The 25958-nt window shown below is 59.0% G+C and carries 21 protein-coding genes, 1 tRNA gene and 1 pseudogene; 10 read left to right on the plus strand and 13 right to left on the minus strand.

Annotated elements, in window-relative coordinates:
- The 3 genes from PUQ42_RS03450 to PUQ42_RS03460 all read left to right on the plus strand — a co-directional run.
- The coding region (locus PUQ42_RS03450; RefSeq protein WP_273371020.1) for a hypothetical protein at nt 1–197 on the plus strand (197 nt) is incomplete at its 5' end.
- Between the two features lie 91 nt (nt 198–288).
- Nucleotides 289–1122 carry a hypothetical protein gene (locus tag PUQ42_RS03455; RefSeq protein WP_273371023.1) on the plus strand — a complete coding sequence of 278 codons (834 nt, stop codon included), beginning with the start codon at nt 289–291 and terminating at the stop codon, nt 1120–1122.
- Nucleotides 1123–1270: 148 nt separating this feature from the next.
- Nucleotides 1271–2113 carry a hypothetical protein gene (locus PUQ42_RS03460; RefSeq protein WP_273371026.1) on the plus strand — a complete coding sequence of 281 codons (843 nt, stop codon included), beginning with the start codon at nt 1271–1273 and terminating at the stop codon, nt 2111–2113.
- Between the two features lie 64 nt (nt 2114–2177).
- Here the strand turns inward: PUQ42_RS03460 and PUQ42_RS03465 are convergent, their stop codons facing one another.
- Both PUQ42_RS03465 and PUQ42_RS03470 read right to left on the minus strand, forming a co-directional pair.
- On the minus strand, nt 2178–3392 hold the full coding sequence (locus PUQ42_RS03465) for a site-specific integrase (RefSeq protein WP_273371028.1): 1215 nt from the start codon (nt 3390–3392) through the stop codon (nt 2178–2180).
- Nucleotides 3393–3545: 153 nt separating this feature from the next.
- Nucleotides 3546–3617, minus strand: a tRNA-Thr gene (locus PUQ42_RS03470).
- A 181-nt stretch (nt 3618–3798) separates the two neighbouring features.
- Here PUQ42_RS03470 and PUQ42_RS03475 point away from each other — a divergent pair.
- The 3 genes from PUQ42_RS03475 (at nt 3799) to PUQ42_RS03485 (ending at nt 7611) form a co-directional block, all read left to right on the plus strand.
- The gene (locus PUQ42_RS03475) at nt 3799–5229 is read left to right on the plus strand and encodes a carbon starvation CstA family protein (RefSeq protein WP_273371031.1); all 1431 of its coding nucleotides are present in this window, start codon (nt 3799–3801) and stop codon (nt 5227–5229) included.
- The gene (locus PUQ42_RS03480; RefSeq protein ID WP_087311135.1) at nt 5210–5902 is read left to right on the plus strand and encodes a hypothetical protein; all 693 of its coding nucleotides are present in this window, start codon (nt 5210–5212) and stop codon (nt 5900–5902) included. The genes PUQ42_RS03475 and PUQ42_RS03480 overlap by 20 nt, the downstream gene beginning before the upstream one ends.
- 164 nt (nt 5903–6066) lie before the next feature.
- Nucleotides 6067–7611: a sulfatase family protein gene (locus PUQ42_RS03485; protein WP_273371138.1), complete on the plus strand. Its 1545-nt coding sequence runs from the start codon at nt 6067–6069 to the stop codon at nt 7609–7611.
- 213 nt (nt 7612–7824) lie between these two features.
- On the opposite strand, the gene PUQ42_RS03490 is transcribed toward PUQ42_RS03485, so the two are convergent.
- On the minus strand, nt 7825–8418 hold the full coding sequence (locus PUQ42_RS03490; RefSeq protein WP_087311137.1) for a thymidine kinase: 594 nt from the start codon (nt 8416–8418) through the stop codon (nt 7825–7827).
- 98 nt (nt 8419–8516) lie between these two features.
- Complete coding sequence (gene murA / locus PUQ42_RS03495) at nt 8517–9842, minus strand: UDP-N-acetylglucosamine 1-carboxyvinyltransferase (protein ID WP_273371034.1); 1326 nt, start codon at nt 9840–9842, stop codon at nt 8517–8519.
- A 225-nt stretch (nt 9843–10067) separates the two neighbouring features.
- Between murA and rpmH the strand changes: the two genes are divergently transcribed.
- The 3 genes and pseudogenes from rpmH (at nt 10068) to PUQ42_RS03510 (ending at nt 11352) form a co-directional block, all read left to right on the plus strand.
- The gene (gene rpmH, locus PUQ42_RS03500) at nt 10068–10229 is read left to right on the plus strand and encodes a 50S ribosomal protein L34 (RefSeq protein ID WP_087311176.1); all 162 of its coding nucleotides are present in this window, start codon (nt 10068–10070) and stop codon (nt 10227–10229) included.
- A 79-nt stretch (nt 10230–10308) separates the two neighbouring features.
- Nucleotides 10309–10752, plus strand: a pseudogene (locus tag PUQ42_RS03505) (GNAT family N-acetyltransferase); the annotation flags it as partial.
- 54 nt (nt 10753–10806) lie between these two features.
- A complete protein-coding gene (locus PUQ42_RS03510) occupies nt 10807–11352 on the plus strand; it encodes a GNAT family N-acetyltransferase (RefSeq protein ID WP_232009246.1) in 546 nt (181 codons plus the stop codon).
- A 249-nt stretch (nt 11353–11601) separates the two neighbouring features.
- Here PUQ42_RS03510 and PUQ42_RS03515 read toward each other — a convergent pair whose 3' ends face one another.
- The 9 genes from PUQ42_RS03515 to PUQ42_RS03555 form a co-directional block, all read right to left on the minus strand.
- On the minus strand, nt 11602–12180 hold the full coding sequence (locus PUQ42_RS03515) for a DUF4924 family protein (protein ID WP_087311139.1): 579 nt from the start codon (nt 12178–12180) through the stop codon (nt 11602–11604).
- A 204-nt stretch (nt 12181–12384) separates the two neighbouring features.
- Entirely contained in the window at nt 12385–14616 is a 2232-nt protein-coding gene (locus tag PUQ42_RS03520; protein ID WP_273371039.1) for an inorganic phosphate transporter, read from the minus strand.
- Nucleotides 14617–15054: 438 nt separating this feature from the next.
- Nucleotides 15055–17211, minus strand: coding sequence for an elongation factor G (locus PUQ42_RS03525; protein ID WP_273371041.1), 2157 nt, complete (start codon nt 17209–17211; stop codon nt 15055–15057).
- Between the two features lie 154 nt (nt 17212–17365).
- Nucleotides 17366–18049 carry a GDSL-type esterase/lipase family protein gene (locus PUQ42_RS03530; protein ID WP_273371043.1) on the minus strand — a complete coding sequence of 228 codons (684 nt, stop codon included), beginning with the start codon at nt 18047–18049 and terminating at the stop codon, nt 17366–17368.
- Nucleotides 18050–18063: 14 nt separating this feature from the next.
- Nucleotides 18064–19455, minus strand: coding sequence for an aminopeptidase P family protein (locus tag PUQ42_RS03535; RefSeq protein WP_122119915.1), 1392 nt, complete (start codon nt 19453–19455; stop codon nt 18064–18066).
- Nucleotides 19456–19557: 102 nt separating this feature from the next.
- A complete protein-coding gene (locus PUQ42_RS03540; protein WP_273371046.1) occupies nt 19558–20733 on the minus strand; it encodes a S66 peptidase family protein in 1176 nt (391 codons plus the stop codon).
- Nucleotides 20730–22100 carry an MFS transporter gene (locus tag PUQ42_RS03545; protein ID WP_273371142.1) on the minus strand — a complete coding sequence of 457 codons (1371 nt, stop codon included), beginning with the start codon at nt 22098–22100 and terminating at the stop codon, nt 20730–20732. Before PUQ42_RS03545 ends, PUQ42_RS03540 begins: the two co-directional genes overlap by 4 nt.
- A 481-nt stretch (nt 22101–22581) precedes the next feature.
- Entirely contained in the window at nt 22582–23826 is a 1245-nt protein-coding gene (locus PUQ42_RS03550; RefSeq protein ID WP_087311146.1) for a peptidase U32 family protein, read from the minus strand.
- Between the two features lie 7 nt (nt 23827–23833).
- A complete protein-coding gene (locus PUQ42_RS03555; protein ID WP_273371049.1) occupies nt 23834–24805 on the minus strand; it encodes a polyprenyl synthetase family protein in 972 nt (323 codons plus the stop codon).
- A 118-nt stretch (nt 24806–24923) separates the two neighbouring features.
- Between PUQ42_RS03555 and PUQ42_RS03560 the strand changes: the two genes are divergently transcribed.
- Entirely contained in the window at nt 24924–25934 is a 1011-nt protein-coding gene (locus PUQ42_RS03560) for an ROK family protein (protein ID WP_273371050.1), read from the plus strand.
- Nucleotides 25935–25958 lie beyond the last annotated feature (24 nt).

A 25958-nucleotide genomic window follows, 5' to 3' on the forward strand; every position in this document is an offset into this window, starting at 1 on the left:
CTTCCATCTTTTTTAATCTTGAATCTATATTTATAAAGGAGACTTTCATTTCACACTCAAAAAATGTGGAAAGACAGTGCAAAGAAAAGGCAGACGAATCTGCCTTAACAAAATTAGCCCTATTTGAACGGTGGATGTCTTTCGTAGAAAAACTATGCAAATATATAAAATATTTTACAATAAATCAAATTATTTGATAATATTCTCGGCTGTTTTCTCGATTAGTCGTATGATTGATATTTAGGCAGACTTTCGCTATTTTTGAGGAACTGAAACCCCGAACTGACTATGAACTGTACGATTCCTCAAAACTGGAGTGATGAAGCCATGGATTATGCCAACCGATTGGCCGATCGAATCAATGTAGGCTGGGATGGTGAGAACTATTGTCCGAGTGACTGGAGCCTCCGATTTCTCGTTCGTTTGAACAAGGGCTTGGTGAAAGCCCCCTTCACGTATGAAGCCTTCAGGGATAACGACGGCATCATGGCTACATTGGAGGGATACGGGTTGGATGCCGAAAAGTTCTGGTATGCGTTGCTCTTCATCTACGACATCACGATCTCTTTCTGCTTGAATGCTGCCGATGCCAGCAAGACGGATTATGAGATTCTGACGGAACTCAACGATTTTCTGCAACAGCACCCGAAAGCAGTTCTCTACCTCTCGGAGGATCGGGAGTTACGCAAGAGTGAACGCTACGAAACCAACAGTCCGTTGATTTTGGGCTGCCTGCGTCGTTTTGTCAAGCAGGAGTTGGCGCAATATCCAGAACCGCCCCAACAAAAAATCTTTACCATCGACCTCCTTTATAGGAATTATACAGAATCACTGTCCACTGCCCAGCAACAGGTGCTGATGTATCGGTTGTTCAAGGTACTGTTCGATACCCTCAAATTACCCGAGTTGCGTGCCAAGCGGGGAGAGGTTGTGTCGTACAGCAAACAGCTCCTTGTCTCCCGCATCATCTATTTCTGCCGACTGACGGCCAATGAATCCTTTACGGTGGACAGCTCCTCATTGAAAGGAGTCTTGAAACAGTACGGAAATACGGACTTCAACCAACTGGAACCTCGGGTTTATACGGGCGGCTTACGACTGCCGAAAGAAGAGGGAGAGTAAGTCGGGTTGTATTTTACTCCCTAAAGAGGGGTGGAATTTTGCCGAGCTTTGTATCCGTCGGATGGATGGTCCAGACGACCTGCAACCCCTTGGGCAAGGCAAGCAGCTAACCAACGCCCCTCCGTAAAGGACGGAGTAATTTATGGCCATGAAAAAGATGGTTATGCAAGAGGACAACACGAATCGTCAACTGGCTTTTGTGAAAGGCAACCGCCCGACCAATAGCGACGAAGTATTCCGCAAGTCAAATTCTTATCGGGACTATGGGCAGTTGTCCCCCATTACCGTTGCCAAGGGTGAGGAGGTTTTGCGCTCGGGAGGACATTTGGTTGATCTGAAAGGGACCGATATTCCCGATGACCAGGCCCAGAACTATTATGCTGTACTGGATGGTCAGCATAGAGTGCAAGCCTTCAAGGAATTTGATCCCGAGATGAATAAAATCGTGATTATGGAATCCTTAAACACGCGTGTGTCCGTCATGAAGCAGATTGCTGAGATGAATATCCGTACCGTTGCGTGGAGGGGCACGGATTACATGGCTGGGTCTGCAATGACGCTGAAGGAGTCCAATGAGGTCTTTGACTTTGCCTTGTTCTTGCGCAAGAAAGGATTCCCGCTGGCAACGATTTCGCTGTGGTGTCTCGGGAAGAATTCGATGAAGCCCTCCATGTTCGTTAAGCTTATCGGTTCAGATTCTTTGGATCGGGCTTTCGATAATAACGGATGGCTCTCCCGCAGTCAGCAATGGTACGAGGCCGCAGAGCAGAAGTTCAACGATAAATTCCTTGCCAAGAAGTATTTGATAACCTACATCATCGACAAGTATCACAATGCGGCCGATCCGACATCCTTCACGGTTCAGATGGTGGAGAAAATCAGGAGCCTAACAGAGGAGCAGGCAAAGGAGATTATGAACCCCGAGAAAGTAGAGGATCAGACGCGTGAGCAAACCACAATCAACCTCCTGATAAAATACCTTGGCAAATAGGATTGCTTGGCATTAGATGGGAAAGAAGGTCGGAAACCGAATTGGTTGTCCGACCTTTTTCCTTTTACAGCAGATGCCGCATGGCTTCGTCGATTTGCGAATTCTCGAATGAATCGAGGTAGATTTGCGTGGTCGAGAGGTCAGAGTGTCCCAACGATTCGGAAATCAGTGCCACGCTTACTCCTGACCGTTTCAGGACGGTTGCGTATGTGTGGCGGGCCACATAGGTCGTCAAAGGAACTTCCAATCCGATCTGTTCTCCCAGCACTTTCAATTCCCGATTGATCTTTGCCAGCACCTTATGGATACGGTTGAAAATCTGCTGTGCGGTCTTGTGTTCCGCACGGTCGAGAATTGGGAAGATATAATCTTCTTGTGTGTGGTTGTCCCTGCTGTATTTCCCGATAATCTGCAAGGCGTTCGGCACGAGCTGAAAGGATAGCAGTTTCTGGGTTTTGTGACGGGTGTAATAGATTCTGCCTTTTATGAGGTCCTTGTAACGTAGCCGTGCCATGTCTCCGAAATTCATTCCTGCCGTAAAGTAGGAGAACAGGAATAAATCCTTGGCAAGTTGTCGGTACTCCGTCGTATGTCCCTCTGTAATTTCGAGATCAATCAATCGCTGGATGTCCTCTTTGTCGATGGCTCGTTTGCGGGTCTTGGCCCACAAGCTACCCACTTGGTAAAGGCTGAACGGATTTTGTTCGGTCTCGATTTTTCCCTCTTTGACTGCCTTGTTGTAGATGGCCTTGAAGATGGCGAATCGTGTGGCGATACTGTTGTCCTTGTTGCCACGTTCCCGTAGGTATAGTTCCAACCCTTTCAGATAGTCGAGGTCGATGGCTTCCATGGCCATGCTGGTCGGTTTGTAGCCTCCCAACACTTGCAGAGCATATCGGTGTTTGGTTGCCGAATGAATCTTGCCGAGCGATTCCAACCGTTCAATCACCTCGTTGAATCCTTGTTCGATGGTGATTCCTGCGATATGGGCGGTTTTTACCTCAAACAGCGTATCGAAGTTTACGGGAATATCCAACGCCTCCAGCCTTTTGATCTTCTTCTGAAATCCTGTTAATGTGCAGTCGATCTTACTTTGCAGGGTGGCTCGATCAGGGCAATCCGCTGTCAGCATTTCGGCCTCTTTGTCCCAGTAACAGGGTGCAACAGAAAGTCCGAGAGCCACTAGTTTTGAGGTGCGGTTGTGGGTAAACCGAAGCATCAACGGGGATCGACCGTTTTTGTAGACTCTGTCTGTTTTTAGAATAATCTTGATTTTCATCTACTTGCGTATTCTGCAAGTAATTGAGAGAAGCGATGGCGGTGTCCAACAAAGTGTCCAACATTTGCGCTCGGAAGCCCTTTTTTGCCCCTGTTTCACTCCCGAACAGCACAAAAAAGAGGTTGCATCGAAATGCAACCTCTTGATTTTGAGAGCCGAATCCGAGATTTGAACTCGGGACCCCTTCATTACGAGTGAAGTGCTCTACCGCTGAGCTAATTCGGCTTTTGGGGTAAATTTCCTTTCCCTACCCCCCCCCTTGACTCACTTCGCAGCGCCGGTCTGCAGCCGTTCGGTTCGCTTTGGGACTGCAAATATCTGCAAAAATTTTTTTTCCTGCAACAATTTTGCAAAAAAATTCTCATTTCTTGTTATCTTCGCAGAAAAACTGACGCCCCGTCGTGTTATGATAACCTTTCTGATCTGTCTGGCGCTCCTTGTCGGAGCCTATTTTACGTATGGACGCTACCTGGAGCGTCTGGTAAAAATCGACCCGAAGGCCGAAACGCCCTGCCATCGCCTTTATGACGGGGTGGATTATGTTCCGCTGCCGCGCTGGCGGACCTTTCTGATTCAGCTGCTCAACATCGCCGGGACGGGCCCCATTTTCGGAGCCATTCTCGGCGCCTGCTTCGGTCCGGTGGCCTTTATCTGGATTACGCTGGGCGGGATCTTCATGGGTGCGATGCACGATTTCGTATCGGGTGTGATGCTCGTGCGCAACGACGGTTTGAGCATTCCCGAAGTGGTCGGCCGCTACCTGGGAGGCGGCATGCGCCAGTTCATGCGTCTGTTTTCGGTGCTACTGCTGGTTTTGGTCGGTGCGGTTTTCGTGCTGAGTCCGGCACAGCTGCTCAACAGCCTTACACCGTCGGTTTCGGTGCCGGTGTGGGTGTGGATCATCCTGGCCTACTATTTCGTGGCGACGCTGTTGCCGATCGACAAGATCATCGGCAAGATCTACCCAATCTTCGGCGTGGCGCTCATCGTCATGGTCGTGGGGCTGGTCGGGGCGCTGATCGTCGGCGGATGGCACATTCCCGAACTGACGACGCTGCATAACTTCCAGCTCGATCCGAAGAGTCTGCCGATCTTCCCGACGCTCTGCATCACGATAGCCTGCGGAGCCATTTCGGGCTTCCATGCCACGCAGTCGCCGCTGATGGCGCGCTGTGTGGGCAACGAACGGGAGTGCCGGTCGGTCTTCTACGGAGCGATGATCTCCGAGTCGATCATCGCCCTGATCTGGGCCGCAGCGGCCATGGCCTTCTTCGGAGGCGCCGGAGAGCTTTCCGAGGCGCTGGGGGCTCACAACGGCAGTGCCGCGTGGGCCGTGAATACGGTTTCGAACGGTCTGCTGGGTGTTGTGGGCGGTATCTTGGCGCTGTTGGGCGTGGTGGCGGCTCCGATCACCTCGGGAGATACGGCTTTCCGTTCGGCGCGTCTGATCATTGCCGACATGCTGCACCTCGAGCAGCGCAGCTATCTGAAACGCTTCTATATCTGCATTCCGCTCTTTGTGGTGGGGTATTGGATCACGACGGTCAATTTCGATGTGGTCTGGCGCTATTTCGCGTGGACGAACCAGACGCTGGCGACGCTGGTGTTGTGGTCGATTGCCGTCTACCTGATGCGTCATCGCTGGAATGTGTGGGTGGCGCTGCTTCCGGCGATCTTCATGACCTATGTCTGCGCATCGTTTCTGTTTGTTTCGGAGCAGTTCTTCGGATTGGAGAACCGGCTTTGGGCCTATGTGCTGGGAGGCGTGGTGACGTTGGGTGTTCTTTTGTTGATGATTTTCAAATTGCGACGCGACTATGCAAAAGGCGATGCTTGAGCCTACGCCGGATCAGACCTTCGAAGTGATCGGCGAGGGCCCCTATGATTTTGAGAAGGTGTTGGCCCACACGCGGCGGATGCAGCGTGAAGGGGATGTCGAAGGGGCCTGCAATGCCCGCTTCCGGGCGTTTCAACGCCTGGCGGAGTTGATTCCCGAGGACGAGGAGGTGAATCTCGAGTGGAACCACCGCAATTCGCGTGCGGCGCTGGAGTTGATCCATGCCTCGGCCATCGACCACTTTCTGATCAACGATTTCGAGATGTCGGCGGCGCTGCTGGAGATGCTGCTCGACCTCGATCCGGAGGATCACCTCGAGGGGAGCCAGCTGCTGGCCTTCGACTACCTGGCCATGGGCGAGGACGAACTTTTCGACGAGGTGATCAACGACCTCTCGGACAAATCTCCGGCGCGGGAGCTGCTGTTGCTGTGGTCGGGCTACCGCCGCGACGGGAAACTGCCCGAAGGGGAGTTGAAACGGTTCCGGAGCCACTTTGCACCGTGGTTCGAGGAGTTTACGGCTGCGGAGCACCCGGCCGACGAGGCCTACCTGCGCGACATCGAGAGCGAACACCCCACGGCGGCGGCCCAGGCCCGGGAGCTGTGGCTGCAGACCGAGAATCTGTGGTCGCTGTGGCCGGTCTTCATCGACGCGCTTCGGGCGGCCCGGTGAAGGAGCCGGAGGAGGCTCCTGCGGGGGCGTGAAGTGGTTGCCGCGGCTGTTTGCCGGCGTTTTCCCGCTTGTCCGGCGCAGAGGTCCGTTTGCCGGGTTGTCCGGGTTGTCCGTTAGCTTGCCGGCCGTATGAGAATCGCATGAAAAACTCGATATTGATGACTATGAAAACCAACCCCTACTGCCTGTTGGCTGCCGTGCCGGCAGCTGCCCTTCTTTCGGGCTGCGGAGAGACGACGACCTCTTCGCCGCGTCTTCCGAACGTGATCTTCATCTATGCCGACGACCTGGGCATTGGCGATCTGAGCTGCTACGGCGCCACGAAGATCTCGACGCCGAACATCGACCGTCTGGCGGCCCAGGGCCAGCGTTTCACGAATGCCTATGCCACCTCGGCGACGAGTACGCCGTCGCGTTTCGGGCTGCTGACGGGGATGTATCCGTGGCGGCAGCAGAATACGGGTATCGCTCCGGGCAACTCCGAACTGATCATCGACACGGCGTGCTATACGCTGGCCGACGCCCTGCACGATGCGGGTTACGCGACGGCAGCCGTCGGGAAGTGGCATCTGGGACTGGGCCCGGCCGGCGGGACGGACTTCAACACGGAGATCCGTCCGGGAGCCCGCGACATCGGTTTCGACTACGAGTTCCTGATTCCGGCGACGGTCGACCGCGTGCCGTGCGTCTTTGTCGAGAACGGCCGCGTCGTGGGGCTCGATCCGTCGGATCCTATCACGGTGAGCTACGACCACAAGGTGGGCGACTGGCCCACGGGCGCGGAGAATCCCGAACTGGTAAAACTGCGGCCGAGCCAGGGGCATAACAATACGATCATCAACGGTATCCCGCGTATCGGTTGGATGACGGGCGGCCGGTCGGCGCTGTGGGTCGACGAGAATATCGCCGACACGATCACCGCGAAGGCCACGCGCTTCATCGCCCGCCACCGCAACGAACCCTTCTTCCTCTATATGGGGACGCAGGATGTCCACGTGCCGCGGGTTCCTCATCCGCGTTTTGCGGGCAAGAGCGGTCTTGGCACTCGGGGTGACGTGATCCTGCAGCTTGACTGGACGATCGGTGAGGTGATGCGCACGCTCGACAGCCTGGGGCTGGCCGACCATACGCTCTTCATCTTTACCTCGGACAACGGCGCGGTGATCGACGATGGCTATCGGGACCAGGCCCGCGAGCTGTTGAACGGTCACACTCCGATGGGCATCTACCGGGGTGGGAAGTACAGCCTCTACGAGGCCGGGACGCGTGTGCCGTTCATCGTGCGGTGGCCCTCCCGCGTGCAGCCGGGCGAACAGCCTGCGCTTTTTTCGCAGATCGACGTCTACCGCTCGCTGGCGGCCCTGACCGGTGCCGAACTTCCCGCCGCGGCCGCCCCCGACAGCCGCGATTGCCTGCCGGTGCTTCTCGGCGAGACGCAGACCGACCGGGAGTTCATCGTCGAGCAGAATCTGAACAATACGCTGGCTCTTATTTCGGGACCGTGGAAATACCTTGAGCCGAGCGACGGTCCGGCGCTGGAGTTCTGGACCCGGACCGAACTGGGCAACTCGCCCGAGCCGCAGCTCTATGATCTGCGCGAGGACCCGCGCGAGCAGCACAACGTGGCGGCCGAACATCCGGAGGTGGTGGCCGATCTGTCGGCACGCCTTGCGGAGGTGCGCGAGGCGGTGAAGCCGACTGTTCGGTAACCGGATCCGGACACGTCTTCACTCAAGCGGGTCCCTCTTCGGATTGGGCAGAAAGAAAACCCGGCCGTCGTATGGACGGCCGGGTTTTCTTTGAAACGGCTTTTCCGGAGAACTTCGCCGCTTTTTCCCAGTCTCTCCGGCAACCCCATTCCTTCCGATGCAGCGGGCGTGTGACGCTGCTTTTCGAGCGTCCGTGTCGGCGAGCGTCTGTTTTTACTCCTTTTCCTGCTCCTTGGCCAACTCGGCCTGGCGCAACTCGCGGAAGCAGTGGCGGCAGATGGGCTCGTAACTGTCCTGTGCCCCGAGCATCACCTGCTTGTCGTCGCTGGTGAGGCGGTGGGAGTGATGGGCCAGATTGCCGCAGCGGACGCAGATGGCGTGGACCTTCGTGACGTATTCGGCCGTGGCCATCAGGGCGGGCATCGGCCCGAAGGGTTTGCCGGTGTAGTCCATGTCGAGCCCGGCGACGATGACACGCACCCCGCTGTCGGCCAGCTGCCGGCAGACGTCGACGATGCTCTCGTCGAAGAACTGCGCCTCGTCGATGCCGACCACATCGACGTCGGAGGTCATCAGCAGGATATTCTGCGGTGACTCGACGGGGGTCGACCGAATGGCGTTGGCGTCGTGCGAGACGACCTCTTCCTCGGAGTAGCGGACGTCGATGCGGGGTTTGAAGATCTCGACGCGCTGGTGGGCGAACTGGGCCCGTTTGAGCCGGCGGATCAGCTCTTCGGTCTTTCCGGAGAACATCGAACCGCAGACAACTTCGATCCAGCCCTTTCGGCTGGCATTTTCAAGAAACATAACTATCGGGAAAGTTTTGAATACAACACGAGGTATCATCGGCCGCCGGGGCTTTTCGTGCCGCCACCGACGTCCGGGCGATCGGGTCTTCCGGCCGGTTATTTGCGCATCTCACATTCGTCCAGCCGGGTGATCCGAGCGCCGAGGGCATTCAACCGCACGTCGATGTCCTTGTATCCGCGGTCGATCTGTTCGATGTTCTGGATCGTGGAGACTCCGTCGGCCGACATGGCGGCGATGAGCAGGGCGACGCCGGCGCGGATGTCGGGCGATGTCATGCGCGTGGCGCGCAGACAGATGCGGTGGTCGTGGCCGATGACCGTGGCGCGGTGGGGGTCGCAGAGGATGATCTGGGCACCCATGTCGATCAGCTTGTCGACGAAGAAGAGACGGCTTTCGAACATCTTCTGGTGGATCAGTACGGCGCCTTTGGCCTGGGTGGCGACGACGAGGAAGATCGACAGCAGGTCGGGGGTCAGCCCGGGCCACGGGGCATCGGCAATGGTCATGATCGAACCGTCGAGGAAGGTTTCGATGCTGTAGTGGTCCTGTTGGGGGATGTAGATGTCGTCGCCGCGCTGTTCGAAGCGGATGCCCATGCGGGCGAACTGTGCCGGGATGATGCCGAGGTTTTCGTAGGAGACGTTTCGGATGGTCAGCTCCGAACGGTTCATGGCGGCCATGCCGATGAAGCTGCCGACCTCGATCATGTCGGGCAGCAGCATGTGTTCGGTGCCGCCGAGCGAGTCGACGCCCTCGATGGTGAGCAGATTCGAGGCGATTCCGGAGATGCGGGCGCCCATGCGGTTAAGCATGCGGCAGAGCTGCTGTACGTAGGGTTCGCAGGCGGCGTTGTAGATGGTCGTGATGCCTCGGGCCATGACGGCGGCCATGATGATGTTGGCCGTACCGGTGACCGAGGCCTCGTCGAGGAGCATGTAGGTACCCCGGAGGTCGCGGCCCTCGACCATGAAGAAGTCATCGGCGATGTCGAAGTTGAACTTGGCGCCGAGCTTTTGGAATCCGATGAAGTGGGTATCGAGCCTGCGGCGGCCGATCTTGTCACCGCCGGGTTTGGGGATGTATCCGACTCCGAAACGGGCCAGCATCGGTCCGATCAGCATGACCGAACCGCGCAGACGGGTGCACCGCTGTCGGTAGTCGTCCGAACGGAGGTATTCGAAGTCAATATCGCGGGCCTGGAAGGCGTAGGTGTCATCGGCCAGCTGTTCGACGATGACGCCCATGCGTCGCAGCAGCTCGATGAGCTGCATGACGTCGAGGATTCGTGGGATGTTTCTCACGACGACGCGTTCGGGGGTAAGGAGCGTTGCGCAGAGGATTTCGAGGGCTTCGTTTTTGGCGCCCTGAGGGGTTATCGAACCGTGGAGGCGGTGCCCTCCTTCGACCTTGAAGATAGCCATTTCGGATGTTTGTTAACGGATTCGTAAAACAGGGGCTCCGGATGCGGCGACGGTTTATGTCGAGGACTCCGGAGCGAACAGTTCTTCTACAAAGATAATTGAAAAAGGGGGTTTTACCCGTAGAAATGAAATATTTTCGTGAAAAATTTTTGTGGATCGTTTTTTTGTTGTATTTTTGCAATCCGTAAAAATGTCTGAAACAACAAAAAACAGATAGCTATGGCAATGAAGAGAACTTTCCAGCCTTCGCGTCGCAAGCGTATCAACAAGCACGGATTCCGTGCTCGCATGGCTACGGCCAACGGTCGCAAGGTGCTGGCAGCGCGTCGCGCGAAAGGGCGCAAGAAACTGACCGTATCGGACGAGTCGACGTTCAAGTACGCATAAGTTTCCGGCAGAAAGATTTAAGGCCGACTTTTATCGAGTCGGCCTTCTTTCGTTGGGGCCTGTAGAAATCCGGACAACCATGATTGAAACCTTGACAACCCGACGGCTGGAGCTTCGTCCGTGGCGGTTGGAGGATGCCACCGATCTGTACGCCGTAGCGCGGGATCCGCAGGTGGGTCCTGCTGCGGGTTGGCCGCCTCACCGCAGTGTCGAAGAGAGTGCCGAGGTGATCCGTACGGTTTTTGCCTCTCCTGAAACCTATGCCGTGGTGCTGCGGGAGAGCGGGCGGCCCGTCGGATGCGTCGGATTGCTCTTTCCGTCGTCGAGTCATTTCCGGCTCGGAGCAACCGAAGCCGAGGTCGGTTATTGGATCGGTACGTCGTGGCGAGGCCGTGGTCTGATGCCGGAGGCCTTGGGCGAGATGGTTCGCCGTGCGTTCGAGGAGCTGGAGCTGACGGCGCTCTGGGGCAGTTGTTTTGTCGGAAACGAAGCTTCGCGACGCGTGATGGAGAAGTGCGGCTTTCGTTATCTTCGGACCGAATCCGGGTTGCAGGATCTCGCCGGCGGTTTGCCGCAGATGGGTGAGATCCTGTGCCTGAGTCGTGACGAATGGCAGGCCTTGCAGCACGTCTATCTGCGCCGGGCCTCGGAGTCCGACATTCCGCTGATCCGGCAGGTTGCCGAGGTTGCCTTTCCGGCCACCTACCGTGAGATTCTCACCCCGTCGCAGCTCGACTACATGATGGATTGGATGTATTCGGAGGAGAGTCTCCGCACACAGTTCCGCGAAGGACATTGCTTCTATCTGGCCTTTCTCGACGGTGCGCCGTGCGGCTATGTCTCCGTCGAACGAGAGGGTGAGGCTCTTTTTCACCTGCAGAAGATCTATGTGCTGCCGCAGGCCCAGGGTCACGGTATCGGAGGCCGTCTTTTCCGGCAGGCCGTTGCGCATGTGCGGCGCCTCTCACCGACGCCGTGTCGTCTGGAACTGAATGTCAACCGTCATAACCGGGCCCTGCACTTCTATGAACACATGGGCATGCGGCGTCTGCGCGAGGGGGATTTCCCGATCGGCGGGGGTTTCTACATGAACGACTACATCATGGGGCTGGATATTGCATAGCCCCGGCTCCTCTTCAGACAAAAACGGATCGACCGTCAGGTCGATCCGTTTTTTTGTATCCATTCTCCGGCCTCACTTCGGCCGCTCCTCCTTGCTCTCTCTTCTTGTTCTCTCTTCTTGTTCTTTCTTCCACTCCTTCTCCTTGCTCTTCCCCTCTTTTCTCCCTCTTCTCCCTTTCCTCTCTCCCTCACCACTGTCTCCTTTCTTTTTACGCGGTTCTCTTCCGTTTTTGGCCCCGGAGACCCCGCCCTATTCGCCCTTGGGCACCTCGGAATCGTTCTTGAAGAGGTCGATTTCGCCGCGCTCGACCTTGCCGTACAGGTCGGCCAGTTCAGCAATCACCGGCGAGATGAACTCCAGCGTATCGGTTACGGCCGATTTGTTGCCCTCGCCCTTGATTCGGTAGAGCATGGAGGCGTAGAGGGCCCGGAAGCAGAGTTCGGTATCACTCATGCCGGGGTTGCCGATCACGGCTCTCAGCCGCGGCAGTTCGGGTTCGAGCCGGGCATAGGTTTGCCGGTAGTGTTCGCCGACGGGGAGTTTCAACAGTTGCAGATGCAGGTCGTGGAGATCCTGAATCAGATGGAGCGTGTGTTCGAGATGTCCCTTCTCCTCCTTGCCCTCCTGTTGGAGCAGCGTTGCCAGGTCGAGGTACCACATCAGGAAGATGTGTTTCTGCTCTTCGGCGATGTCTTTGCGCGGGGCGATCAGTGTCGAGTAGATAGCCTCGGGGCTGAACTGCAGCGCCCGCATCAGATCCTCCAGCTGCCAGAGGTAGAGAATGTATTCGGCGATATTTTCGCGTCGTTTGGCTTTTGCAATATCCATGTTTTTCCGTTTTTGAGGCTTCCCTTTTGTTGAGGGCCTGCCTTTACCGTCCCTTCTTGCCGCTCCATCTTTACCGCATCCCTTTCACCGTTCCTCCTTGTTGCGGCCTCTTTTGCTGCCCCTTCTTTATCGCTCCTTCTGCACTGCTCTTTCGTCCTTCTCCCCCCCCCTCTTACGACTCGGCCTTTGGATGCTTTGCCCGGTTTATTTGATCCAGGTTTTGGCGACGGGACCGGAAAGGTGCTTCAGGAAGTACTGTTGCGATTTGAGCAGGTTGCGCGACTGGAGCACCATGTTCTTGGTTTCGGTCAGGATCGTCAGATAGAGCATCGAGGCCTTGGTGTTGGACTTGGCCTCGTTGATACGCGTCAGCTCGGACTTGATGGCGTCGGCGATCGACTCGAAGAGCTGGTCGCGCATCGTCAGTACGGTCTCGATTTCGGAAAAGTCACCCTCGCGCAGCATCTGGTTGATGCGGCGGTAAATCGACTCCACGTCGTCGTTGATCGACATCAGATCGCGGGTCTGGTCCATCGACATGCCTTCGTGGTTGTTGTCGATGTGTTCGAAGGCCGGGCGCGTGATGTGCATCAGGGCCTTGGTCATCTCGTTGAGGTAGTCGACGACCTGCACGTAGTAGTGGGCCGTGTTGACATCCTCGCCCTGGAGCTTTTTCAGCGTGGGGAGCAGCGAGTATTTCCGCTCGCGCGAGCGGTAGAAGAGGTCGTTCGACTCCTTGACCATGTCGCGCAGGACCTTTCGGTTCTCCTTGAAGACGGCGATCAGCGTGCGGTCATAGATCTTCGTGGCGGACTCCATCGTCGAGCAGACCTCGTCTCGCAGATCGGCGATGATATCCTCGTTGGTCTTGATCTGCTGGCGCTCCGCGGCATTGGTCTTGTCCTTCTTGAGGAAGTTGCTGTGAATGAGCATCCATCCGCAGAGGATGGTGATGATGATGAAGACCGGGGTTCCGCCGTAAATCAGGGCGAACCCGACCACCAGCGCGATGAAGAATCCGCCCAGGGCGGTGATGAACCACCCGGCGATGACGGTCATGACGCCCGAGATGCGGTATACGGCGCTTTCGCGCCCCCAGGCGCGGTCGGCGAGCGACGAGCCCATGGCCACCATAAAGCAGACGTAAGTGGTCGACAGGGGGAGTTTGAGCGACGTGGCCATGGCGATGAGCAGGGCCGAGGTGGTGAGGTTGACCGTGGCGCGGATCATGTCATAGGGGGCTCCGCTGTGCTCGACATCCTCATATTCGAATCGCCGCGAGATGGCCTTGCGGACTCTGGGGGGGATGACGCGTTCGACGCCGGCATTGATGTTGAGGGCGGCGCGGACGATCGTGCGCGAGAAGAGCGACGAGCCGTATCGCTCCTGCCCTTCGTCGCCCTGGGCCGAGAGCGAGAGTTCGGTTTCGGTGACGTGCATGGCCTTTTTCGAGGTCCAGAGCGTGAGGATCATCATGGCCCCGGCGGCGAGCAGGATCAGGAAGTTGGTCGGGACGTTTTCGTTGAGGGGCTCCATGAGCATGCCGGCGTCACCCGTATGGTGGGCGATGGAGTAGGCGTCGAATCCGGCGACGGGGACGCCGATGAAGTTCACCAGGTCGTTTCCGGCGAATGCCAGCGCCAGGGCGAATGTTCCCGAGAGGATCGTGATGCGCAGAATGTTGATCTTGAGCTGCTGGATGAAGAAGAGCACGAGCGAGCAGACGATCCAGCAGATGAAGATGGCCAGCAGCAGGTGGGTGTCGATCCACTCGATGAAGGCGTGCCCGTCGAGGATCGATTTCAGCCCCTTGAAGACGGCGAAGTAGATGATGGCCGTGAGCGAGGCGCCGCACCAGAGCGAGCCGTATCGGTGGAAGAGGGCCGTGTATCGGAACGAGAAGATGAGTCGGGAGACATACATGATGATCGTTCCGCAGGTAAAGGCGATGACCACTGAGAGGAGGATGGCCGAGACGATACCCATTGCCCGGGAGGTATTGATGTACTGTCCGAGGGAGGTGATTCCCTGCGCGGGGTCGTTCGAGATCTTGTAGATCGAGACGGCGATGGCCGAGCCCAGCAGACAGAAGATCAGCGAGACGGTGGTCGAGGTCGGGAGTCCCCAGGAGTTGTAGAGGTCGAGCAGGATGACGTTTGCGAACATGACGCCCAGATAGAGCATCATCACCTCGTGGAAGGTAAAGAGTCCGGGGTTGAACATGCCGCTTCGTGCGACCTCCATCATGCCGCTGGAGGTGACCACTCCGACGATGATGCCGATCGAGGCCACGGCGAGAATCACCCGCATGGGAGCGGCCTTGGATCCGATGGCGGAGTTGAGGAAGTTGACGGCGTCGTTCGTCACGCCGACGAAAAGACCAGAAACAGCGAGAATTCCCAGAATACCGACGATGAAGGTGTAGATTTCGCTCATGTTTGGTTTTAGTGCAATTTGAGAACAAATTTACTGGATTTTTCCCGATGAAACGGAATTGAAAGGGATTGTTAACGTTAATTTAACATCGCCCTGTCGGAAACATCCTCCGATTGGGGGCATTCGGCCGGTCGGAATCGCCCTTATTGTTCAAAACTGCTGATTCTGTGGGCTGATCCCCCGCCATTCCCGCTGTTCCTGCCGTCTCCGCCGTCCCCGTCATTCCTGCTGTCCCCGCCTTCTCCTTCTTCTTTCTTCTTTGCCTGTCTTGCTTGTTCCGCCTGTTTCGTCCCGCCGCATCCCATCCTGCGCCGCCCGGTCCTGCCTCTGTGCTTCCGGACCCTTTCTCTGTGCATCCAGGCTCTGCCCCGGAAAAGAGCGAGGGCGGACCGCCTGATGGCCGTCCGCCCTCCGCACGGGGTTTTACGACGCCGGGGCTCAATCCTCGTCGGTGTCGGTGTATGCCTTGAGCAGCTTCTCCTGGACGTCGGAGGGCACCTGCTCGTAGGAGGAGAACTTCATGGTGTAGGTGGCCGATCCGGAGGTGAGTGACGAGAGGGTCGTCGAGTAGCGGTAGAGTTCGGCCAGGGGGACGAGTGCGTTCAGCCGGTCGAAACCCTTGTCGGACTCCATGCCGGCGATCATGGCGCGGCGGTTCTGCAGATCCGACATCACGGCGCCCATGTACTCGCTCGGCACGAGGACCTCGACGTTGTAGATCGGCTCCATGATCTTGGGCCCGGCGTTTCGGAAGGCCTCCTTGAAGGCGTTCCGGGCGGCGAGCTTGAAGGAGATTTCGTTCGAATCCACCGGGTGCATCTTGCCGTCGTAGATGATGACGCGGATGTCGCGGGCGTAGGAACCCGTCAGCGGGCCCTGGTCCATCTTCTCCATGATACCCTTGAGGATGGCGGGCATGAAGCGGGCGTCGATCGCTCCGCCGACGATGGCCGAGTAGAACTGGAGTTTGCCGCCCCACGGCAGATCGTACTCCTCCTTGTTCTTGATGTTGACCACCATGTCACCCTTGCCGGGGATCTTGTAGTTCTTGGGTTCGGGAATTCCCTCGTAGTAGGGTTCGATGATCATGTGCACCTCGCCGAACTGTCCGGCGCCACCCGACTGTTTCTTGTGGCGGTAGTCGGCCTGAGCGACCTTGGTGATGGTTTCGCGATAGGGGATCTTCGGAGCGATATACTCGTAGGGGAGTTTGTTCTCCTTCTCGATGCGCGAGCGGAGGATATTCAGGTGGTGTTCGCCCTGTCCCTGGACGATGGTCTGCTTCAACTCCTTGGAGTACTCGACCAGAATGGTCGGATCCTCATACCGGACGTCGTTGAGCAGTTTGCCGAGCTTCTCTTCGTCGCTCTGCTCCTTGCACTTGATGGCGGCGCGGTAACGGGGTTCGGGGAAGACGATGGGTTCGATCGTCACGGGATCCGTGGCGGCCGAGAGGGTGTCGTTCGTGCGCGTGCCCTTGAGTTTGACCGTGCAGCCGATGTCGCCGGCCGAGAGTTCGGTGACCTTGATGCGGTTCTTGCCGGCCACGGCGAAGAGCTGCGAGAGTTTCTCCTTGTTTCCGGTGCGGGTGTTGACGAGTTCCGTACCCTCGGTGATCTTGCCGCGGATGACGCGGAAGTAGGTGATCTCACCGATGTGCTGTTCGATCTGGCTCTTGAAGACGAATGCGACGGCGGGAGCGGACTCGTCGGCCGGAATCTCCTCGCCCTCGGTGGAGAGGAATGCCGGGGCCTTGAGCGGACCGGGGGCAACGTTGATGATGAACTCCATGAGACGTTTCGTTCCGATGTCTCGTTTGGCGCTGGCGCAGAAGATGGGCATCACCTCGCGTTTCGAGACGCCGATCTTCAGACCGGCGCGGATGTCGTCCTGCGTGAGGGTTCCCTTCTCGAAGTAGAGTTCCATGAGGGCCTCGTCGTGCTCGGCGGCCATTTCGACGAGTTCCTTGTTGAGTTCCATGGCCTTTTCCATCTCCTCGGCGGGGATTTCGAGCTCTTCGCGGTGGCCGTCGTTGTCCTTGAATCGGTACATCTTCATGAGCAGCACGTCGATGAAGGCGTTGAACGAGGGACCCTGGTTGACGGGATACTGGATGATGACGGGTTTGACGCGCGAGGCGGCCTTGATCGACTCGAAGGTCGACTCGAACGAGGCCTTGTCGGCGTCGAGCTGGTTGATGACGCCGATGACGGGTTTTTTGAGCAGACGGGCGTAGCGGGCCTGGATTTCGCTGCCGACCTCCCAGCCGTTCTGGGCGTTGAAGAGGAATACGCCGACGTCGCCGACCTTGAAGGCCGAGAAGAGGCTTCCGCAGAAGTCGTCCGAACCGGGGCAGTCGATGATGTTGAGCTTTCGGTCCATGAATTCGGTGAAGAGGATCGTGGAGTAGATCGAGCGTTTGTATTCGTGCTCGATATCCGTATTGTCCGAGAGCGTGTTGTTGGTCTCGATACTACCCCTGCGGTCGATGACTTTCCCCTCGTAAGCCATCGCTTCGGCAAGGGTCGTTTTCCCCGTGCCCGGGGCACCGATCAGTACAATGTTTTTGATCTCCTTGGCTGAATAGTTTTTCATATTCCGAAAGTTTTAGGTTTTTGGTTTCGTTGCTGTTGGCCGTGCCTTTTCAGGCACGCGACTATAAATATACGAAATAATCGGGAAAAACAACCACCGGAAACGAAAAAATCGCCCTTTGGGGGCGATTTTCGGGGCTTCGGAGCGGGTCGGATCAGTGTCCGTTGCCGGATTCGTACTCCTTGAGAACCGGAGCGATGACCTGCTCCATCAGATCGTATCCCTGACGGGTGGGGTGCACGCCGTCGCGGGTCAGCTCGCTGCGCATCGAGCCGTCGCCGGCATCCATCGCCGCATGATAGTCGACCCACGTGACGCCCTGTTCGTCGGCCCATGCCTTCAGAAGGGCATTGAGCTGACGGATCTTTTCGGCCACCCCTTCGATCTCGGGTCGCCAGGGGTATTTCCCGGCGGGGAGCACCGAACAGAGGATCGGTCGGATTCCGGCCGCACGGGCCAGTTCGGCCATCGAGACGATGTTTTCGACGATGTGCTCCATTTCGATCGGACCGTTGTTCTGGGCCAGATCGTTCGTTCCGGCCAGAATCACCACCGCCTCAGGGTGGAGGTTGATCACGTCGGCGCGGAAGCGGCAGAGCATCTGCGAGGTGACCTGCCCGCCGATTCCGCGGCAGGCGAAGTTGTGGTCGGTGAAGAACTCCGGATGGGCATTGTCCCATCCGTCGGTGATCGAGTTGCCCATGAATACCACGACGGGGGCCTTTTCGAGTCGGGCGTTGGCTTCGGCGTAGCGGCCATAGTCGGCCCAGTCGGCCGGGCGTTGGGCTCCGGCGAGGAGCGGCAGGGCGATGCAGCAGGCGAACAACAGTTTTTTCATCGTTTGACGCGTCTTTATTTTCCGACAACGGCCTCCAGCTCCTCGACGGAAGCCGGGATTTTGCGGTCGCCGATGATGCGGCTTCCGGTTTCGGTGACCAGAATGTCGTCCTCGATGCGGATGCCGCCGAAGTCGCGGTAGGCCTCCAGGGCGTCGTAGTCGACAATACCCTGATAGAGTCCCTCGGCGCGGCACTTGTCGATCAGGGCGGGGATGAAGTAGAGTCCCGGTTCATCGGTCAGAATCGTACCGGGTTCGATGCGCCAGGCGGCTCGGTAGACGCAGGTTCCGGACTGAGCGGCGCGTTCGGCGATCGCCGAGAAGTCGAACGACCGTTCGCCCATGGCCTCGCAGTCGTGAACGTCCATTCCCAGACCGTGTCCCAGGCCGTGAGGCATGAGCATGGTCATGGCCCCCGACGCGACGGCATCGGCGGGCGAACCCTTGAGCAGCCCCAGTCCGACCAGACCTTCGGCCAGTATGGTGTAGGCGGCGTTGTGCACTTCGGTGTACATCATGTGGGGTTTGACGATGCGGGCCACGTGGTCGTGGGCGGCCAGGACGATGTTGTAGATATCCTTCTGCTTCTGGGTGAACCGTCCGCTGACGGGATAGGTTCGGGTGTGGTCCGAGCAGTAGCCCTCGAGACTCTCTCCGCCGGCATCGCACAGCAGCAGACGTCCCTCCTCGAGCACCCCTTCGGAGTTGAGGTTGTGGAGTGTTTCACCGTGCTGCGAGACGATCGAGGGGAACGAGACGCCCTGTCCCATCGACTTGGCGACGCCTTCGATGGCGCCGGCGATTTCGCGTTCGATGACCCCCGGGCGGCACATCTTCATGGCCAGCGTGTGCATTTCGTATCCGATGTGGAAGGCGCGCTCCATGGCTTCGATCTCTTCGGCGCTCTTCTTTTCGCGCATCTCGGCCACGGCGAACATCAGATCGACCGATTTGTAGTCGTGCAGCGCCGCGGGTTTGATTCCGAGCAGTTCGGAGAGCAGGAGTTTCGTTTCGCCGCGATAGGGGGGCAGGTAGTGGATCTTGCGGCCCAGGGCGATGGCCTTGCGCAGGCGGGCGGGCAGATCGGCCGTCGGGAAGGTCTTCGTCACGCCGACCTGGGCACCCAGTTCGCAGAGTGTGGGCTGGGGGCCGGTCCAGATGATGTCTTCGACGGTGAAGTCGTCGCCGTAGAGGGCCTCTTCGCCCGAGTCGGCGTCGATCAGGCCGACCACCGACGGGACGTTCAGTCCGAAGTAGTAGCGGAACGTCGAATCCTGACGGAAGTAGTAGGCGTTGTTGGGGTAGTTGTTCGGAGCCAGCGTATTGCCGGGCAGCAAGATGATGCCCTCTCCGATTCGGGTGCGCAGCTCGCGGCGGCGCGCGGTATAGGTTTTTGCGGAGAACATAAAGCGTAGAGTTTTCCACAAAGATAACAAAAGCCGGGCGAGAAAGTCAAATTTGCGCGATTTTTTTGTCTGCCGGACGGTACCGTCTCCTCCGGCTCCGAGCTATCGGTCATCTCCGAAATCGAGCCGGGCGCCCTCCGCTCCGACCTCCAGCCGCACCTCGTGACCCAGATAGAGGGCCTGATTGGGCTCCTGGTGCCCGACCGGGAATCCGTAGGCGACCGGTATACCCAGCGGCCGGAGATAGGCATCGAGCAGGGCCTCGGGCTCCTCGACCCCGAATCGCTCGCAGCCGGCCGTGCGGGTGAAGTGTCCCACGACGACGCCCCGCAGCCGTTCGAGCACGCCGCAGCGCGCGAGACTCTGCATCATGCGGTCGATGCGGTAGGCCGATTCGCCGATCTCCTCGATCAGGAGAATCGTCGGCGTGTCGGCCTGCAGTGCTTCGGGGGTTCCGTTAGCGGCACAGATCACCGTGAGGTTTCCGCCGGCCAGACGTCCGCGCGCCTCGCCGGGCGAATTGAGCGGATGGGGCTCCGCCGCGATCGAATGCACCTCTCCGAAGAGGGCTTCGCGCAGAGATTCCGACGAGTCGTCTTCCGGCTCCGCCGCATGCGGTCTTCCGGCGCCTTGACCCCTTGCCGTCAGTCCTGTTGTCTTGCAGGATTCCGACCGTCTCTCTTTTGGCTCCGCGGTTGCCCGACTCCGGTCGGAGGGAGTCGTTCTTGCGGATCCCGTCTTCCGGGAAGCGCCCGTTTTCTCCTCCTCGAAGCGGAAACCGCCGGGCATCGGGCCGTGAATACTCTCGATTCCGAGCCGGCGCAAGGCCAGATGCAGTGTGGTGATATCGCTGAATCCGACGATCCATTTCGGATGCCGGCGCAGCGCGTCGAGCCGCAGCCGGGGCAGCAGTCGTACCGAACCGTATCCGCCGCGGCAGGCGATGACGGCTTTTACCGACGGATCGTCGATTGCTCGTTGCAGCTCCTCGGCGCGCACGCTGTCCGGTGCGGCGAAGTAGGCTTTTTTGTCGGGATTCTGACAGGTGCCGAAACGGACCTGCAACCCCCACTCTCCGAATTTTTGGCGGATGCGGGCCGTGTCGACCCGTTCGGAGAGTTTGCCGGCCGGCGCGACGATCGCGACGGTATCGCCCTCGCGGAGCCAGGGCGGGCGGATGAAGTCCGTCGAATCGGTCGGTTGGGCTGCCGCCGGGAGCAGGGCGGAGAGCAGCGCCGACAGCAGGGAGAGCCGAAGCCGTATCGGGTGCAGTCTCATACCTTTTGTTTGCGTTTGCGGGTCAATCCCTCGGGCAGCGGCAGCGAGAGGCGCGAGAAGCTGATCAGCGCAGCGGCGATGGCGAATGCGCCGGCGAGCATCAGGGCGGCGTGGGTGCTGTTCGTCGGGACGAGATGGAAGAGCAGGGCCATCAGGGCTGCGCCGGTCGTCTGGCCGACCAGCCGGGCCGTAGCGAGCATGCCGCTGGCCGAACCGCTGCGCGACGGGGGTGCCGAGGCGATCAGGATGCTGTTGTTGGGCGACTGGAAGAATCCGAAACCGGCACCGCAGAGCATCAGCCGCCAGACGATGTCGCCCTGCGAGGGGTTTTCGGGCAGCCAGGCCAGCAGGAAGAGTCCGGCGGCCATGGCCGTGAGTCCGAGGCCTCCGAGCAGTCCGGCGTGGATGCGCTCGACGAGCATGCCGGCCACCGGAGCCACGATCATGATGATGGCGGGCCAGGCCGTGAGCAACAGGCCGGTCTGGACGTCGTTGTAGCCGCAGGAGTGCTGCAGGTAGAACGGAAGGGCCACCATGGCAAGCATCTGCCCCAGGAACGAGCAGATCGAGGTGAGCACCGAGACCGAGAAGATCGGGATGCGCAGCAGGTCGAAGGGCAGAATCGGATAGGTTTCGCGCAGCTGCGAGCGGATGAAGAAGAATCCGATGATGAGCAGCGCACCGATTCCGACCGAGAGGAGCCGCGGGTCGAGGCCGTGGGAGTAGCCTTCGATGGAGGCCATCATCAGACCGAAGGTGAGGGCGTTCATCAGGGCGTCGCGCCAGCTGAAGTGGTGGGCGGCATCCTTGACGGGGTTCGAGGGGAGGAATCGGTGGCTGAGGATCAGGGCCGCCAGTCCGACGGGAATGTTGACGGCGAAGAGCCAGGGCCAATGGGCCACGGAGAGGATTCCGGCGGCGATCGTAGGTCCGGCGACCGACGAGACGGCGACCACCGTGGCATTGATACCCAGCCCTCGTCCGAGTTGGTTTCCGGGATAGATGAACCGGACGAGCGTGGTGTTGACCGAGGTGACGGCCGAGGCTCCGAAACCCTGCATGACGCGGGCCAGCACCAGAGCCTGGAACGATCCGGCCAGGGCGCAACCGACCGATGCCACCGTAAAGAGGGCCAGACCGGCGATGTATATTTTGCGGTAACCGATCACGTCGCCCAGCGCCGAGAAGGAGAGCAGCGAGACCATGATGGCCAACTGATAGGCGTTGACGATCCAGATGGAGTCGGCGGCCGAGACGCCGAGCTGGGAGCTGATGGTGGGCAGGGCGACGTTTGCGATCGAGCCGTCGATGACCGAGAGAGAGACTCCGAACGAGACGGCGAGAATGGCGCCCAGCCTGCGGGGCATCGGCAGTCCGTCGGCCGGTGTGGATATGTGCGGGGAGGTAAACATCGCCGCAAAGGTATGAAAAAAACGGAGACGCTGAACCGTCTCCGATATCGCTTGCCGGGTCCTGACTGCCGGGAGAGCCTTCTTGTGGCCGGGGCTTTCCGGCTTTTTGCCTTCACCGGCCAATCAGCTTCTGGCATTCCCCGATCAGCTTCTGGCATTCCCCGATCAGCTTCTGGCACTCTCCGATTTGCTCTTGGCACTCTCCGATCAGCTTTCGGCGCTTTCCGGCCTGCTGCTTGTCCGCCCGGTCTGTCCCCGATCCGCCCGGTCTGTTCCTGTGTGCCTCCGGCCTCTCCTATCCTGTCTTCGGTTTGCCTCTCCTGCTCCCGGCCCGCCTTTATCCTGCTTCCGGTCCACCTCTGTCCTGCTCCCGGTTCGCTTCTCTCCTGCTTCTGATCTGCCACCAGCTCACCCCTCCCCTTCTCGGGCCCCTGGGTTATTGGGCGTCGACGAACTTGTAGAGCTGGTCGCCGCGCCGAATCACTCCCGGGGTGTGAATGGCACAGAGCTCGCCCTGCGAGACCTGCTGACAGGGCTTTCCGTCGGGCCCGTGGAGTTCGGTGAGCGTCTGTTCGGCCACACCGGTCGTGGCTCCGAGGAAGAAGATCTGCTCGCCGACCGTCAGGGTCGAGGCCTCGACGGCCACCTCGGCGACGGAGAGTTTTTTGTAGAAGTTGACCACCTTGCCGACATAGACCTTGCGCTTGGTGGCCGACGAACCGTAGGCGGTGCTGTGTTCGGCGACGGGGCGTCCGGCGTAGTATCCCTCCCAGAATCCGCGGTTGAAGACCTCGCGAAGCCGCTCCTTGAGTCCGGCGGCCAGTTCCGGGGTGTAGCATCCGGCCTCGAGGGCGCGGAGCGCCTCGTCGTAGCACGAGACAACGCGCTTGACATACTCCGCGCCGCGGGCGCGTCCCTCGATCTTCAGCACGCGGACTCCGGCGCCGATCATCCTGTCCAGGAAGTCGATCGTGCAGAGATCCTTCGGCGAGAGGACGTAGCGGCCGTCGATGTCCAGCTGGGCGCCGGTCTCCTTGTCGGTGACGGTGTATTTTCGGCGGCACAACTGGCGGCAGGCGCCGCGGTTGGCCGAGCATCCGGTTTCGTAGAGCGAGAGGTAGCAGCGGCCCGAGACCGACATGCAGAGGGCTCCGTGGGCGAACATCTCGATCTGAACCAGTTCGCCGCGCGGACCGCGGATCTGTTCCGCCTCGATGCGGCGGTGGATTTCGGCCACCTGTTCGAGAGTCAGTTCGCGGGCCAGCACCACCGTGTCGGCCCACTGGGCGTAGAAGCGTACGGCTTCGGAGTTCGAGATGTTGCACTGTGTGGAGATATGGACCTCCTGCCCGATCTGCCGCGCATAGAGGATGGCGGCCATGTCGGAGGCGATGATGGCGTCGACGCCGGCCCGGCGGGCGCGGTCGATGACGGCGTGCAGGTCGGCGATCTCATCCTCGTAGACCACCGTATTGACGGTCAGATAGCTTTTGACGCCGGCCTGCCGGGCCGTGCAGGCGATCTGCTCCAGGTCGTCGAGCGTGAAGTTGGCGGCCGACGCCGAGCGCATGTTGAGCTTTCCGACCCCAAAGTAGACGGCGTCGGCACCGGCCTGAATGGCTGCGGCCAGCGACTCGCAGGAGCCCACGGGGGCCATGATTTCGATATCCGAACGTTTCATGCTTGGCTCAATGTTTGCGACCCATCAGTCCGGCGGCGAATTCGCGCATCTGGCGGGTGCGTTCCGCCCCGACCGACAGGGTGTCGAGGAGCGACAGGGCGCGTTCGAAACGCACGGAGATCTGCTGCTCCGTGAGGCGTGGGATGTCGAGCCGGTCGTAGATGGCCTTTACGGTGTCGATCTTCTCGCGGTCGGAGAGGCTGGCGTTGCGGTAGGTCGAGCGGAGCACCTCGCGCGTGGGCTCGTCGGCGTGGCTCATGGCCGTGATCATCAGATAGGTCTTCTTGCCTTCGAGGATATCGCCGCCGATAGCCTTTCCGAGGCGTTCGTCGCCGTAGCTGTCCAGCAGATCGTCCTGCAGCTGGAAGGCCAGTCCGAGTTCGATGGCGAATCGGCGGAGTTTTCGGCACTCCTCTTCGGAGGCGCCGCCGAGGGTGGCTCCGATGACGACCGCCCCGGCGAGCAGTACCGAGGTTTTCAGTTCGATCATGTGCATGTACTCGACCACGGAGACCTTGGACTTGGTTTCGAAATCCATGTCGTACTGCTGACCTTCGCAGACCTCGAGGGCCATGGTGTTGAACACGGCGAGGACCTGCGGCAGGAAGCGGGGCTGAATGGCGCCCAGCAGGCGGTATGCGCAGATGAGCATGGCGTCACCCGAGAGGATGGCGACATTCTGTCCCCATTTGGCGTAGACCGAAGGTTTTCCGCGGCGCATGGCGGCGTTGTCCATGATGTCGTCGTGCAGGAGCGTGAAGTTGTGGAAAACCTCGACGGCCGCGGCCGCCGGGAGAGCCTGCTGGATGTCGTCCGAGAAGATGCCGCAGGCCAGGGCCAGAAGCATCGGACGAAGCCGTTTGCCTCCGCCGGCCAACGAATAACCGATCGGTGCATAGAGGAGTTCGGGTTCGGCCGGGAAGTCGGTCTGAGCCAGATAATTTTCGATGGATTGGAGCAGTTGCTCGTTGTTCAGCATGGTTTCGGGACGTTTTTTTCGGATCAAAGTTGACCCAAAAATAGGAAAAAACTTTGGAATGGCCGAATTTTCCTTTAACTTTGAAAGGATAAATCGAACTTTAACTGAAGATAAAATCATGAAAAAACTCGCTATCGGTGTGGATATCGGAGGTATCAACACCGCCTTTGGTCTGGTGGACGAGAACGGCGATCTGTATGCCGAATCGGTCATCTCGACCAAGAAATATCCCTGTGTGGATGATTATCCGGCCTATGTCGAGGAACTTTGCGATTCGCTCCGGGCCCTGGCGCAGAGTCTGTCGTTCGAGTATGAACTGGCGGGTATCGGCATCGGCGCCCCCAACGCCAACTTCCACAAGGGGACGATCGAGTCTCCGGCCAACCTGTGGAAATTTCGCGAGGGGGATTCCAATCCCGACGAGTCTCGTCGGATCTTCCCGCTGGCCGACGACATTTCGCGCCGCTTCAACGGCGTGAAGACCGTCGTGACCAACGACGCCAACGCCGCCACCATCGGTGAGATGATCTACGGCAATGCCAAGGGGATGAAGGATTTCGTGATGATTACGCTCGGTACGGGTCTGGGTTCGGGTTTTGTCTCCAACGGCGAGATGATCTACGGACACGACGGTTTTGCCGGTGAATTCGGCCACGTCATAGTCGAGCGCAACGGTCGTGAGTGCGGATGCGGACGGCGGGGCTGCCTGGAGACCTACGTTTCGGCGACGGGCATCAAGCGTACGGCCTTCGAGCTGATGGCCCGGATGAATGTTCCCAGCAAGCTGCGCAGCATTGCCTTCGACGATTTCGACGCCTCGATGATTTCGGCCGCCGCCGAGCAGGGGGACCCCATCGCCAAGGAGGCCTTCCGCTTTACGGGCGAGATGCTGGGCCGGGCGCTGGCCGACGTGGTGACGATCACCTCGCCGGAGGCGATCTTCCTCTTCGGCGGCCTGTCGAAGGCGGGCAAACTGCTCTTCGAACCCACGCAGTGGTACATGGAGGAGAACATGCTCTTCGTCTTCAAGAACAAGGTGAAGCTGCTGCCGAGCGGCATTCAGGGCAAGAATGCCGCCATTCTGGGCGCCTCGGCGCTGATCTGGCAGGAGCAGGGACATATCCAGTAAGCTTTCGATCGGAAGGAATGACGG

The sequence above is a fragment of the Alistipes megaguti genome (genome assembly GCF_944320325.1).
GTDB lineage: Bacteria > Bacteroidota > Bacteroidia > Bacteroidales > Rikenellaceae > Alistipes > Alistipes megaguti.

Bases quoted from the DNA above. Each gene is read 5' to 3' on its own strand.
- PUQ42_RS03455 (WP_273371023.1), top strand. From the start codon at position 289: ATGAACTGTACGATTCCTCAAAACTGGAGTGATGAAGCCATGGATTAT.
- PUQ42_RS03460 (WP_273371026.1), top strand. From the start codon at position 1,271: ATGAAAAAGATGGTTATGCAAGAGGACAACACGAATCGTCAACTGGCT.
- PUQ42_RS03465 (WP_273371028.1), bottom strand. From the start codon at position 3,392: ATGAAAATCAAGATTATTCTAAAAACAGACAGAGTCTACAAAAACGGT.
- PUQ42_RS03475 (WP_273371031.1), top strand. From the start codon at position 3,799: ATGATAACCTTTCTGATCTGTCTGGCGCTCCTTGTCGGAGCCTATTTT.
- PUQ42_RS03480 (WP_087311135.1), top strand. From the start codon at position 5,210: ATGCAAAAGGCGATGCTTGAGCCTACGCCGGATCAGACCTTCGAAGTG.
- PUQ42_RS03485 (WP_273371138.1), top strand. From the start codon at position 6,067: ATGAAAACCAACCCCTACTGCCTGTTGGCTGCCGTGCCGGCAGCTGCC.
- PUQ42_RS03490 (WP_087311137.1), bottom strand. From the start codon at position 8,418: ATGTTTCTTGAAAATGCCAGCCGAAAGGGCTGGATCGAAGTTGTCTGC.
- murA (WP_273371034.1), bottom strand. From the start codon at position 9,842: ATGGCTATCTTCAAGGTCGAAGGAGGGCACCGCCTCCACGGTTCGATA.
- rpmH (WP_087311176.1), top strand. From the start codon at position 10,068: ATGAAGAGAACTTTCCAGCCTTCGCGTCGCAAGCGTATCAACAAGCAC.
- PUQ42_RS03510 (WP_232009246.1), top strand. From the start codon at position 10,807: ATGGGTGAGATCCTGTGCCTGAGTCGTGACGAATGGCAGGCCTTGCAG.
- PUQ42_RS03515 (WP_087311139.1), bottom strand. From the start codon at position 12,180: ATGGATATTGCAAAAGCCAAACGACGCGAAAATATCGCCGAATACATT.
- PUQ42_RS03520 (WP_273371039.1), bottom strand. From the start codon at position 14,616: ATGAGCGAAATCTACACCTTCATCGTCGGTATTCTGGGAATTCTCGCT.
- PUQ42_RS03525 (WP_273371041.1), bottom strand. From the start codon at position 17,211: ATGAAAAACTATTCAGCCAAGGAGATCAAAAACATTGTACTGATCGGT.
- PUQ42_RS03530 (WP_273371043.1), bottom strand. From the start codon at position 18,049: ATGAAAAAACTGTTGTTCGCCTGCTGCATCGCCCTGCCGCTCCTCGCC.
- PUQ42_RS03535 (WP_122119915.1), bottom strand. From the start codon at position 19,455: ATGTTCTCCGCAAAAACCTATACCGCGCGCCGCCGCGAGCTGCGCACC.
- PUQ42_RS03540 (WP_273371046.1), bottom strand. From the start codon at position 20,733: ATGAGACTGCACCCGATACGGCTTCGGCTCTCCCTGCTGTCGGCGCTG.
- PUQ42_RS03545 (WP_273371142.1), bottom strand. From the start codon at position 22,100: ATGCCCCGCAGGCTGGGCGCCATTCTCGCCGTCTCGTTCGGAGTCTCT.
- PUQ42_RS03550 (WP_087311146.1), bottom strand. From the start codon at position 23,826: ATGAAACGTTCGGATATCGAAATCATGGCCCCCGTGGGCTCCTGCGAG.
- PUQ42_RS03555 (WP_273371049.1), bottom strand. From the start codon at position 24,805: ATGCTGAACAACGAGCAACTGCTCCAATCCATCGAAAATTATCTGGCT.
- PUQ42_RS03560 (WP_273371050.1), top strand. From the start codon at position 24,924: ATGAAAAAACTCGCTATCGGTGTGGATATCGGAGGTATCAACACCGCC.